Origin of the sequence: Paenibacillus sp. S02 (assembly GCF_019454065.1) — a bacterium.
GTDB classification, from domain to species: Bacteria; Bacillota; Bacilli; order Paenibacillales; family Paenibacillaceae; genus Paenibacillus; species Paenibacillus polymyxa_B.
In genome coordinates, this window is sequence record NZ_CP073682.1 from 3,340,330 (window position 1) to 3,353,247 (window position 12,918).

A 12,918-nucleotide genomic window follows, 5' to 3' on the forward strand; every position below is an offset into this window, starting at 1 on the left:
ACCTCCTCCTGACTTCAAAGTGTGATGAAAAATAAGAATAATGTCACTTATTTTAACTACAGGCCATTGGCCTTGTTTTTAAGATCATTTAATAGCTGCATTGCCTGTAAAGGAGTCATATTCATGACATCAGCATTTTTCACCTTGCGCAAAATTTGGCGCACAATCGGATTAGCCTCTACTGTCTCTGCGTGTGGCTTGGAGGCGGCAAGCTCCTGCTCTCCGAAAATGGACAGCTGTACCACTTCGGTTGCTCCTTGCTCCAACGTGCTGGAAGTTTCCACCGTCTGCAGAGTATCTTCTTTTACCAGGGTGGCCTGCTGTGATAAAGACTGAGCTGATGATGCAGTTTCTCCGCTTTCTCGCAATGTCTGGCCTGAATTATATTCGGTCAAAGAAGAAATATCTTCTGTCCCTGAAACTGTACGAAGATCAGTCCCTTCCTTCCCTCCTACTACTGTCTCGGTACCTGCCGTTACTTGAGCCGCTGCCTGTTCAAAACCATTCAGCAGTCCATTCGCTCGCTCAATAATGTTATTGGGCAAGCCTGCAAGCCGAGCACAATAAATACCATAGCTACTGCTAGCTGCTCCCGGTATGAGCTTGCGCAAGAAATTCACCTTGTCGCCGCTTTCCTGCACGGCCATAGAGTAATTTCGCAGCGAAGACAGGCCTTGCTCCAAATGCGCCAGCTCATGGAAATGCGTGGATACCAGCGCCTTACAGCCGATCGTGTCATGGACAAATTCGATGACTGCCTGTGCAATTGCCATTCCTTCACTGGTGGACGTACCTCGTCCCAGTTCATCAATAATGATCAAGCTTCGCGGAGTTGCCTTGTCCGTCATTACTTGGATATCTGCCATTTCGACCATAAACGTACTCTGCCCGCCGATGAGATCATCCGCCGCACCGATCCGTGTGAAAATGCGATCCAGCATTGGCACCTTGGCACGTGCAGCAGGGACAAAGCAGCCAATTTGAGCCATAATCGCAATAAGTGCAACCTGACGCATATACGTACTTTTCCCAGCCATGTTCGGCCCGGTGATAAGTAGAATATGTGCATCGGCTTCCTCCAACACCGTGCTGTTTGCGATAAAACCGCCATCTTTCATTACGGCTTCCACCACGGGATGGCGACCCTGCTCCACTACGAAATCATATCCTGTAGTCAGCTCAGGCTTCACGAATCCCCGTTCCGAGCTAACCGAAGCCAGCGACTGATACACGTCAATTTCAGCCACTTGCTCTGCCAGCTTTTGCAAACGTGGAATTTCAGCGTTCAGTTTACTGCGAAGCTCGGAGAAAAGCGTGTACTCCAGATCAACCATTTTATCCTCGGCTTCCAGAATTAGAGATTCCTTTTCCTTCAACTCTGGTGTAATATACCGTTCCGCATTCGCCAACGTCTGTTTGCGTTCATATCGACCTTCTGGTAATGAAGCCAAATTGGATTTGGTCACTTCGATATAATAACCAAATACTTTGTTGTATCCAATCTTAAGTGACCGAATGCCGGTTGCTGCACGTTCCTTGGCCTCTAGCTCAGCGATCCAACGCTTACCGTTCACACTCGCCTCGCGCAGTTCGTCCAGACGCTGATGGTAGCCTTCCTTAATAAGACCTCCATCCCTTACGGAAATCGGCGGTTCATCCGCCACCGCTTCCTCAATCAACGCACACAGGTCTGTACAGCTATCCAGCGTTTGTGCAATTCGTCTCAGCGTCTTCGATGGAGATTCAGCGCACAGCTCGCGTAAAGACGGAATTCGGGCCAGCGACAGCTTGAGGGCGATCAGATCACGTGCATTAGCACTACCAAAGGCGATCCGTCCAACCAGACGCTCCAGATCATAAATTTCTTTAAGCTGAGCACGTACATCCTCTCGGAAAATAAACTGGTGGTATAGCTTGTCCACCGCCTCCAAGCGCTCCTCAATAAGACTGCTGCTCAACAGCGGCTTGTCAATCCAACGACGCAACAGACGCGCTCCCATGGAAGTCTCTGTGCGATCCAACAGCCACAGCAGCGAGCCTTTCTTGGAGCGTTCACGTACCGTCTCCACCAGTTCCAGATTCCGGCGGGTAAATGGATCCAGAATCATAAAATGGTTTGGCTCATATACCGAGATTTGGGTCAATTGGCCTAACGATCTTTTTTGCGTTTCATTCAAATAGGAAATCAGGCGCGATACGCACCGTCTACGTTCCTCCGTAAGCCTTGCCCATGTGGCTTCGCCAAATTGATCCCGAACCAGATCATCCTTGGATTTGTCCCAAGCCGTATACACAACACGCCGTCCAACGGGGGACATACGGGATGTCACGAAATCGAGCAAATGACCATCCCCCAACATTTCGGACGGCTCATAAATGTTAATTTCATCTAGTAGCCATTCTTTCGAATCAGGCACAGAGGTCACATACAATTCACCTGTTGACAAGTCGCACGCCGCCAGCGCCAGCATCCCGTCCGTCTCTGTGACACATACCATGTAGTTGTTGGATTTGTCACCCAGCACCTTGCCTTCCATTACCGTACCCGGGGTCACAACGCGGACAATATCCCGCCGCACCATCCCCTTCGTAGCTGAGGCTTCCTCCATTTGCTCACAGATGGCCACTTTATAACCCTTCTCAATGAGGCGCTGTATGTAATTTTCTGCTGAATGATAAGGCACGCCGCACATTGGAATTTTTTCCGTGGCGCCACCCTCACGACCCGTAAGTGTAATTTCCAGTTCCTTGGATGCAAGAATTGCATCATCGAAAAACATCTCGTAAAAATCTCCCAGACGGAAAAACAAAAATGCATCTTTAGCCTGCTCTTTTATGGATAAATACTGTTCAATCATCGGTGTATATTTGGACATACCGTTTACTAACCCCCACACTTTGTTCCGTTTAAACTTATAATTATCTCTCATTATATCAAAAATGACAGTCGATAACATGAAACCATTCCTGGTGTCGACACTTGATTTTACGTAAGCTTCCAATACGGGCGCAAATCCCGTGATTCATCCCACTGTTTCCCCTTGCGGAGGCTGTCCAGCAATGGCGCTACATAAGCTTCATATTGCGAGTATATTTCCAGTGAAACCATGTCCAAAATAAGAGGTTCCATATACTCCTTAAGGACAAGTTGATTTCCTTCATAAAAGGCTCTGTGAGCCTCCTCCTCACCCAGCGGCCTACGTTGCAAACGCGGATATTGAGAGGCAATGAGAAACGCCATTCCAATCACACCTTTCGCCAGCTGTGGCGAGATAAGAAAACTGGGCAGGGTACGATATTCAAAGCCTCCATACGACTGACGGCGAAAATCACCTAAATTGCCATAATGCGGTCTGCGCCGAGCCGCACGCTTGTCTTCCAGTAGCGCCAAAGGCAGTGCCAAATAGTTATCCAGTGCCCGGAGCAAGGCACCATTTAGCGAAACCCCGCTGAAATGCAGATGTCCGCCCAGCGGAAAACCCGGTTGCGGCATCCCCCCTGCCTGCCAGATGAGTGTGCGGTCGGTAATGCGCCGGGCTGCTGTTACAAAAGCTTGACGCAGGTGCTTCAGCAGACGGGTCGGATCTCCACTCGGCGCAGGACGAAGCTCAGCGACTGGATACAGTGTTCGTCCTCGACGAGTAACAGCATCGCAGCCGGCTATGCCGAGACGACCCAAATATCTTGAGGCCGGAACGACCCGTCCCTCGGGCATACGAACCAGCACAAATTCAGGGTCCATTCCAATGAGCAGTCGATCTCTTCCTCGTTGCGCTGAAAGATTCTCACTCTCAACATCCCCTTCGCGCGCAGCAATTTCATATAACGTGGCCAAACGTCTATCGTTCAGCCATGGTTGTACCGAGATTTCGCGCACCTGACAGCTGCGCTCCCCCAGCGGCGTCAGTACCACCTCACCACTGTCCAAACCCAGTGTGTACAACGCTCGTACAGCCAGCCGCTCCATCCGGACATAGAGCGGTGAATGTTGATCCAGTTCAGACAGATCGTATGCGCGGACTTTGGAAGGGCCTTCGATGGCACGTCTACGAATTTCCAACACTCGCAGTTGATGGATTTGCACCGCGTAGCCTATCGCAAAATCTGCTATACTGCTATCCATCCACTGCACCGCTATGCCTGAACGCTCCAGTCTACGCTTTTTTTCATCATTTGGCATCTGTCTGAAGCGTATGAGCGCCTGTCCCGGCTGCTGCATCATATTCCCCCCTACGGACTACGTACGGATTTCAACCCAATTTCAACCCACAACAAAAAAAGGAGGGCCTTTGCCCCTGCGCAGAATCAGCCGGCGCAAAGAGTAAAGCGGCCCTCTTTTTGGTTACTTCTGTCAGAGCTCGTCGTCAATGAGGTCGGGGTCGAGCTCCTCATAGTCCCCCTCTTCCGCTCCAAAATCAAAGTCTTTGTCAAAATCATCGCTGCTACCATTCGGGAATACTTCTACAACAATCTTCGTTTCCGCCACCAGCTCCACCGCAAATTCCCGCTCGACCCGGATCATTACGCTGCCACCTCCAGAAGACACACTGGCCTCGACGCAACTCGGCTCCTGTGTAGCTTCGGCGGATACTTCCACTGTAGACGCCCGGTGCTTCGGATCAAGATACGAGAGCGGCACATTTTCCACGTACGACACCGTTTCCTTAGCCACATCGGTCTGCGAGTTTTTATCGTATGAGTACCAAATATTGATATCATACGTCCCGACGACCTCAATGCCGTCCCCCGCCGCCACAGCTTCATACTGGTGGTTAATAATCCATGCCCCTAAAATGCTCGTCGGATTATTCGGCGGAGTTACGGTATGGGTTACGGTAGAGAATCTGCGACCTTTACCACAGATCGCTTTGGTAATAATCTCTCTACGATTTTTATGACTTAATGCCATTCTTGAACCTCCTCCATACAATCAATCATTCCATACATATGTATGCAGGTTGTGGGCGAATGTTGAGTGAATAGGCGAAAAGGAAAAAATATTATTTGTATAAGCATATGCCGCGATGGCTTGAACTCATGCACGCCAATGTGTTACATGCTGATCAACGATCTGTAAAAATTCACTAAGAGCCGGGGATTTCCACTTTTTCGTGTGATAGGCGACCTGAGTAGCCACCTGCTGTTCACTGTCATCCCAGGCTAAACGCGCCATTTTACCTTCTCGCAGCTCATTTTGTACCGTAACCAGCGGAAGCAGCGCAATACCCAATCCAGCCATGACACACTGCTTGATGGCTTCAATACTCCAAAATTCCAGGCTAGGGTCTGAAAAAATACCGTGTTTATTCAAATACTGCTCAAAAAGAATACGGTACGTACATCCTGCCTCCGTATGCAAAATGGTTTCGTCCTTCAAGTCAGCAGGCTCTACCTGGGTATAGGTAACCAGCGAATGCTTAAGTGGAGCAACCAAGGCCATCGGCTCATGAATAAGCGTGGTGACATTCAGTTCTCTATCCTCCGTCTCAGGCTGAAGCAAAAAAGCCAAATCCAGCTCACCGGAACGGATCAAATCGCGTAATTCCCAGCATTCGCCGGGTTTAAGGACAATTTTAACCTTCGGATACCGTTCTCTGTACTCACGGATCAGACTTGGTAGACGAAAAGCGGCCAGAGACTCTGGCGCTCCTATTTTCAGCGTACCTGCCAATTCCGTTTCTGAACGAAGCGCATCCTTAGCCATAGCATGCATCTTGGAAATTTCCTGCGCATAGGGCAGCAGACGTCGTCCGGCATCCGTCAGCATGATTTTTTTGCCAATGCGATCAAAAAGCGGCGTACCCAACTCTGCCTCCAGCGTTTGAATTTGAGCAGTGATACTCGACTGTGCATAATCCAGTATACGCGCTGCTCGCGTAAAACTGCCTGCCTCAACTACATTTAAAAAGGTAAACAAATGCCGCGATTCCATAATCCGCTCCTTCAATCGGTTTTTCCGATGCAAGCAATCGTTATATTCCGTTTTTCCGATAGATTGATTATCTGATAAGCTGGAGAAAATAACAAGAGAAAGAAGGCTTTTCTGCATGACAAATGAAAGTAAACTTCAATCCACTATTGGTCTTCCACAGGCCATTGCTCTCTATATCGGAGCTGTACTGGGTTCGGGGATATTGATTGTGCCTGGTCTTGCCGCCCAAATGGCGGGGCCGGCATCGCTGCTGGCATGGGGCTTTATGACCCTGCTCATCCTGCCAATGGCACTTTCCATGGGTCTTCTATCCGCCAAATTTCCGAATGCGGGAGGGGTATCGCATTTTGTCACGTTGGCCTTTTCACCACGTGCTGGTGCTTATATCGGGTGGTTTTTTCTCATGTCGGTTCCGATTGGGGCACCTGTTGCCGCACTCACCGGAGCCGGCTATATGACCGCAGCCATGGGCTGGGGAGAGGAAAGCCGCATGATGTTAGCCGCTGCTATGCTGGCGGTGGGCCTGATCATCAACTGGATCGGCATGAGGGTCGCGGGACGTATTCAGATCGCTGTCGTCATAGCTATCGTTGCCGTCCTTATATTCGCCATTGCCGCAGCACTTCCACAGATGAAAACAGTCCACTTCACCCCGTTTGTTCCACATGGCTGGTTCCCTGTCGGTCAAGCGGCCGCGATTCTGTTCTGGTGCTTCATCGGTTGGGAGGCTGTGTCCCATATGTCAGAGGAATTCACCAATCCCCAGAGAGCAGCCGTTAAAGGCGTGACCATTGCAGCCGTCATTGTTGGTTTGCTTTATTTCTTAACTGCGCTGGCTACTGTGGGCACACAAAGTTACCTTGCAGGGGATTCGGATGCTTCGCTCGTATGGGTGATTAGTCGGGCTATCGGGCCATGGGGCGCGATAATTGCAGGCTTGACGGGTATCTTTATTTGTACCGCCACTATTATTGCTTATGTTGGTGCCGCTTCACGTGTCGCTTATGCTTTATCCCGGCAAGGACAGGCCTTTCGCTGGATGGGCATGTTATCCCAACGATTCCATACCCCTATCGGTGGCATTGCTTTTCTTAGCGTCTGCTTCGTGATCATTATGGTGTTGTACGGTAGTGGTACTGTTTCACTCACTAACCTGATCCAGTTCCCGAACGCCACCTTTATTCTGACCTATCTAGGAGGTTGTGCAGCAGGAATTAAGCTTCTGCGTGGTAGTCGCTGGGGCGTTGCCATTAGTTGGATATCGTTCATCTCTACGGCGATCGTTTTCCCCTTTGTCGGATGGGCTATGCTGTACCCTTGCCTGATCACCGCTGTCTTATGGATCACAGACCGAATTCGGCACAAACGGACTTTGAGTCATCCGGCTTCTACCATCACTGAACAAGAAAAGGCTACTATCCGTCATGGATAGTAGCCGCTCAAGGCCTTTACTCTAATTTTTCACTGGAGTAGGGGCCTTGTCCTTTTTCGCAATTTTCAAATACTGATGAAGCTCATGTGTAAGCTGCAATAATGCCGAACGAATCTCAAATTCCTCCCGGGTTGCGGGAAGCTCCATTGCTTTAAATTCTTCACGAACCTGCTCCAGCAGCCTCTCAGTCTGTCCCGTATAATGTCCAGCCAAAACGTCATTGCTAAGCTGGTCGAACAGCTCGGCCAGAAGCTTGGCCTGCGGCATATGCTGATACATTTGTGCGATCAACTGCATCATGTTTTGGATCGAATCCAGCTGTTCTTTTCGCATATAAAAATACACATTCCAGCCCTCTTGGGGACGAAGCATCTGATTTTCCAAGGAACGCCCCGCCTCAGTTACCCCTTTGGCTATCACGCTGTTCGCTTCAATAACTTCCTTGCCATCCCATATGTATGCTGGACTACGCAGCGTATTCGCCATATTTCTGAATATAACAGAAAATGTCCGATCCACTTCCTGCCGAATTTGTTGCATTGTATTATCAGAACCCGGCATATAGGCTAAATTGACAATCATCGCGGAACCCAGTCCAATCACTAGCAGAGCTAGCTGGGTCAGCAGTACCTCCATATCAATCACGCCGCCGCTGAATACGCGAAAAACCACGACCGAACCGGTGACGATCCCTTCTTTAAAGCCCACCCGTACAATGACTGGAAACGCCGTTAAAATATATATAGCTAGTACCCAATCATGAAATCCGAATACCACAAACAAAACACAAGCAAAAAGAAGCCCCACGACGGATGCAAAAAATCTCGCCGAAATGGTACGGAGACTTCTCTTGCGTGTGACATCCACCCCTAAAATCGCTAAAAGCCCTGCTGAGGTGGCTCCATGAATGCCAAAACCCTCCGCAATAAGTACGGCCATTAATGCGGCAATAGCCGTTTTAATCGTACGAAAGCCCATGAAAAAATTCTGTCCTCTCTAGATGAAATCTGTTTCCACATTTTCATAAATATTAAGTATTTCATTTTCATGGTACTTTATTTTCACGTTTTACACAAATGTTCAGAAATTTTATTATTACCGATGAGGACGACCGGAAAGCAGACGATGCTCCACATACACGACCGCCTGATACATCAGTGTAGCTACGACAGCAATGATCAACAAACTGGACATAACCAGCGTGAAATTGAACACCTGAAAACCATAGATAATCAAATAGCCTAAGCCGTTTTTGGCCACCAGAAATTCACCAACTATCACGCCAACCCATGCCATACCGACATTCACTTTCAGCGTAGAGACGATTGCAGGAAAGGATGCAGGTAAAATCACCTTTTGAAACGTATCCCGGCGTGATCCGCCAAACGTACGAACCACTTTGATCAGATTCGAATCAACTTCCTGAAAGCTGTTGTATACGACTAGTGTCGTAATAATGACCGTAATGGAGAGGGTTGTCATTAGGATAGCCGTAAATCCCGCCCCAAACATGACGATAAAAATTGGACCTAGCGCCACCTTAGGCATACTGTTGAACACGACCATATAGGGATCAAGCACCCTCGACAAAAACGGTGACCACCAAATAAGTACAGCCAGCAACGTACCTAACAGTGTACCGAGTAAAAACCCCGCCATCGTCTCTCCCACGGTGACACCTACATGTCCCCATAATTCACCACTGACCGCATCCTTACCGATCTGGGTGAAAATTTTGCTCGGATAGCTGAACAACAGTACATCAATCCACTTCAAACGGCCTGCAATTTCCCATAGGACAAACAAAAGCAGTAAAATAGCTGTCTGTACACCTGTCACTAACCATCGTTGCGAACGCCTGCTGCGTAAATACGCCTGATGTAGTCCTTGAATCCAACGTTGCTCAAGCTGTTCCGCTTCGTCCTTCATACGTTAACTCACTCCTTTGCTCCCGAAGCCTCCAGTTCACCCCATATTTCATGAAAAAGCTCATTAAAACCCGGCTGCTCGCGTGCATAAAAAGGCTGAGCTTTTCGGATGCAATCCGGAATCTCGAAGGTACGTCGGACATGACCAGGATTTCGACCCATCACTATAATCCGGTCACTGACCGCAATGGCCTCGGCCAAATCATGTGTGACTAAAATAGCCGTCTTTCTCCGCTCGCGCAAGGTTTTCGCAATCAGATCTTCCAACTGTAGCTTGGTTTGATAATCCAGCGCGGAGAACGGCTCATCCAGCAGCAGCAGTCCCGGATTGGTCGCCAGCGTCCGTACCAGCGCCACGCGCTGGCGCATTCCCCCAGACAGCTGGGACGGATGCAGATGCTCCTTCCCTCCCAGACCCATGCCTTCCAGCAACAGCCGTGTCCGCTCACGCGCAGCTTCATCCACTCTGTTGCCTAGTTCCAGACCCAACAATGCGTTATCCATTATCGTCCGCCACGGGAACAGATAATCCTGCTGCAGCATGTAACCGACCTCTGGACTCGGACCACTTACCGGCTGACCTTGCAACATGACTTGGCCTGCCGCTGGACGCAGCAGTCCCGCGATCATGGACAGGATCGTCGTTTTGCCGCAGCCGCTTGGACCAACCAAACTGACAAACTCCCCTGTCTCTACGGAAAAATCAATATTCTCAACCGCCAGCGAAGCTTCACGATCCGTTACATAGACATGCGTCACTTGCTCCAGTCTCACCATCGGGATGGTCGCGTCTGAAGTTAGGCCACTCCGTTCCTCCATCATGATGAACCTCCAGCACCGACACCTGCATCCGTAGATTCAGTTGTGTTCTTTTTCACAGGCGGTTCAGTATTCCTGGTAGAGTTTGACGAAATCGCTTGTTGTGCAAAGCTTGGGTTCACTAGCTTATCTAGTACAACCGGACTTTTAAGCTCCCCTGCCGAGGTCATGACATCCTGTAAGTTCTTCCATTCCTTTTCCTCAATCATCGGGTTCAAAGCATAGGTACTCTGTTCCTTATATCGTTTGATACTACTCGTCAAAACAGCTAAATCTGTATCTTTAAAATAGGGCGTGATTGCTTCGGCAATCTGTTCAGGTGAATGCGTAGCAATCCACTGTTGCGCCCGATATACAGCATTTGTAAATTTCTGTGCAGCCTCGCTATTTGTGTTCAGGTAGCTTTGCTTAGCCATATATACCGTATACGGCAACTCGCCGCTCTCCACACCGATAGAGGCTACTACCCGTCCACGACCTTCCTTTTCAAAAATAGATGCCTGTGGCTCAAACAGCTGCACATATTCCCCTGTACCAGAGCCGAAAGCAGAGGCAACATTAGCAAAATCAATATTTTGAATCAGCTTCAGATCCTTATGAGGATCAATGCCGTGTTTGCGAAGCGTAAATTCAAGTGACATTTGTGGCATTCCGCCCTTGCGTTGCCCCAAAAAGTTTTGTCCTTTCAGCTTTTCCCATTCAAAGCTATCCTGCGTTTGACGGGCAAACAAAAAGGTACCATCCTTCTGTGTCAGTTGGGCAAAATTAATGATAGGGTCCTCTGCTCCTTGCTGATACACATAAATAGATGTTTCCGCGCCGATCAGCGCGATATCTGCCTGATTGGACAATAACGCCGTCATCGCCTTGTCACCCCCGGGAATCGTTGCGAGTTGGACATCCAGTCCCTCCTGAGCAAACATCCCCTGGCTCAAGGCTACATACTGCGGCGCATAAAAGACCGTACGGGCTACCTCGCCCAGTCTGATCTCAATCGTCTGCTCCCCTCCTTTAGGGGCGCACCCACTGAGCAACAGTAATCCGAGTAGTGCCGCAGCCACCACAGCTTTGAAACGAGCGCCGTTTTTCATCCTTGTTCCCTCCCCACCTTTTTACATCGGTTGACTTCATATATTGTTATGCGACTGTCGTTATAATGGTTAATCGCACAAAAAGAACCCGCGTTCGCCTAGGAACGCGGGGTAGATGCATATATAATTTACAGCTTGTATATGGAGGTATATTTCTCTTCCAGATAGTCGGCGAGATAATCCGGGTTCAGCTCCTCACCTGTAATGGCTACAATCAACTCGGATGGCGTCCGACTCTTGCCGTAACGGTAAATACGTTCGGTCAGCCATTGCTTGATCGGCTCAAGTTCCCCAGCAGCAATTAATTCATCCAGATTGGGCAACTCTTTGCGTAATGTCGCCAAAATTTGCGCTGCATACATATTGCCAAGCGAGTAGGAAGCAAAATAACCAAAATCACCACCGGACCAGTGAACGTCTTGAAGTACGCCCAGTCCGTCATTCGGTGGTAGAAGCCCCAGATAGTCCTTATATTTCGCATTCCACACCTCGGGGAGACGCTTCACATCCAGCTTTTCATTAAACAGCATTTTTTCAATTTCATAACGGATAATGATATGTAAATTATATGTTAGCTCATCCGCTTCAATACGAATCAGTGAATTTTCCACACGGTTGACTGCCCGGTAGAATTGCTCTGCCGTAACCTTCGCCAAACGATCAGGAAAATGCTTTTGCAAATCATCGTAATACCGATCCCAAAAAGCACGACTGCGTCCGATTTTATTTTCCCACAAGCGCGACTGGGATTCATGAATCCCCATAGAGGTTCCTCCAGACAGTAGTGATCCTGCCAGCTCTGGAGCAATATTTTGTTCGTACAGTGCATGGCCTCCTTCATGCAACGAACTGAAAATAGCACTGGTTACATCATCTTGCAGATAATGAGTTGTTATACGCACATCACCTGGATTTAATCCTGTTGCGAAAGGATGTACACTCTCATCCAAACGACCTGCGTCAAAGTCATACCCCATCTGTCCTAAAATGAACAGGCTGAACTTCTCCTGCTGCTTCACATCAAACACACCATCTAAAAAGCTCTTATCCGGCTGGTTCGATGAAGCCTGAATTTTAGACAATAGGGGCACAAGGCGCTTTTTGAGACGATCAAACACAGCATCCAGCTTTTCAACCGTTATCCCCGGCTCATATTGATCCAAAAGCGTGTCATACTCTGTATCCTTAACACCCCAGTAGCCGATAAACTCACGCTTCATGTCTACGATTTTAGACAAGTACGGTTCAAATCCGGCAAAATCGCTATGTTCCTTTGCGTCCTCCCACTTGCTCTCTGCCTGTGCTGCAAGAATGCTATACTCCCGATATCGGTCTGCCGGAACCGAACGATTCAGTTCATAATTTTTACGGCATTCCTCCACCAATCTGCGATCATTGTCCCCCAGTTGCTTCAGCTTGTCTTCTGCGGCAAAAAATTGCAGCAATTGTCCCATTTCATCTGAGATCATCAGCTTGAACATTTCAGTGGACAGCATACCTAACGTTTCCGACCGAATGTCAACGCCCTTTCGCGGAGCACCAGTCCGTAAATCCCAGTGCAGCAGACCTACTGCTTCGCCATAACTACTAATTTTGTGTGCAAGCTCCTTTAAAGCCGTCAATTGATCCAACGTCTGTTGCGCCATATTTGAGGTCACCTCTTTAACTTAAAATGGTTAAAACTTTACAATACCTATACTTGATGATACTTATATT

The 12,918-nt window shown here is 48.7% G+C and carries 10 protein-coding genes; 1 reads left to right on the forward strand and 9 read right to left on the reverse strand.

Features of this window, described 5'->3' with window-relative positions:
• Positions 1–56: 56 nt before the first annotated feature.
• The 4 genes from mutS to KAI36_RS14740 all read right to left on the reverse strand — a co-directional run bounded on the left by mutS (position 57) and on the right by KAI36_RS14740 (position 5,932).
• Positions 57–2,876 carry a DNA mismatch repair protein MutS gene (mutS, locus tag KAI36_RS14725; protein WP_220028133.1) on the reverse strand — a complete coding sequence of 940 codons (2,820 nt, stop codon included), beginning with the start codon at positions 2,874–2,876 and terminating at the stop codon, positions 57–59.
• 110 nt (positions 2,877–2,986) lie between these two features.
• Positions 2,987–4,222: a putative amidoligase domain-containing protein gene (locus KAI36_RS14730; protein WP_220025264.1), complete on the reverse strand. Its 1,236-nt coding sequence runs from the start codon at positions 4,220–4,222 to the stop codon at positions 2,987–2,989.
• Between the two features lie 129 nt (positions 4,223–4,351).
• On the reverse strand, positions 4,352–4,909 hold the full coding sequence (locus tag KAI36_RS14735) for an outer spore coat protein CotE (RefSeq protein ID WP_013310588.1): 558 nt from the start codon (positions 4,907–4,909) through the stop codon (positions 4,352–4,354).
• 126 nt (positions 4,910–5,035) lie between these two features.
• Positions 5,036–5,932 carry a LysR family transcriptional regulator gene (locus tag KAI36_RS14740; protein WP_220028134.1) on the reverse strand — a complete coding sequence of 299 codons (897 nt, stop codon included), beginning with the start codon at positions 5,930–5,932 and terminating at the stop codon, positions 5,036–5,038.
• A 115-nt stretch (positions 5,933–6,047) separates the two neighbouring features.
• Here KAI36_RS14740 and KAI36_RS14745 point away from each other — a divergent pair, with 115 nt between their 5' ends.
• The gene (locus KAI36_RS14745) at positions 6,048–7,364 is read left to right on the forward strand and encodes an amino acid permease (RefSeq protein WP_220025265.1); all 1,317 of its coding nucleotides are present in this window, start codon (positions 6,048–6,050) and stop codon (positions 7,362–7,364) included.
• 21 nt (positions 7,365–7,385) lie between these two features.
• Here KAI36_RS14745 and KAI36_RS14750 read toward each other — a convergent pair whose 3' ends face one another.
• From KAI36_RS14750 to KAI36_RS14770, 5 genes are all read right to left on the reverse strand, one after another.
• Entirely contained in the window at positions 7,386–8,342 is a 957-nt protein-coding gene (locus KAI36_RS14750) for an aromatic acid exporter family protein (protein ID WP_220025266.1), read from the reverse strand.
• Positions 8,343–8,459: 117 nt separating this feature from the next.
• Positions 8,460–9,293 (reverse strand): ABC transporter permease, encoded by an 834-nt coding sequence (locus KAI36_RS14755; protein WP_220025267.1) that lies wholly within the window; start codon positions 9,291–9,293, stop codon positions 8,460–8,462.
• Positions 9,294–9,301: 8 nt separating this feature from the next.
• Entirely contained in the window at positions 9,302–10,114 is an 813-nt protein-coding gene (locus KAI36_RS14760) for an ABC transporter ATP-binding protein (RefSeq protein ID WP_220025268.1), read from the reverse strand.
• Positions 10,111–11,202: an ABC transporter substrate-binding protein gene (locus KAI36_RS14765; protein ID WP_220025269.1), complete on the reverse strand. Its 1,092-nt coding sequence runs from the start codon at positions 11,200–11,202 to the stop codon at positions 10,111–10,113. The genes KAI36_RS14760 and KAI36_RS14765 overlap by 4 nt, the downstream gene beginning before the upstream one ends.
• Before the next feature lie 128 nt (positions 11,203–11,330).
• Positions 11,331–12,848 carry a carboxypeptidase M32 gene (locus tag KAI36_RS14770; RefSeq protein ID WP_220025270.1) on the reverse strand — a complete coding sequence of 506 codons (1,518 nt, stop codon included), beginning with the start codon at positions 12,846–12,848 and terminating at the stop codon, positions 11,331–11,333.
• Positions 12,849–12,918 lie beyond the last annotated feature (70 nt).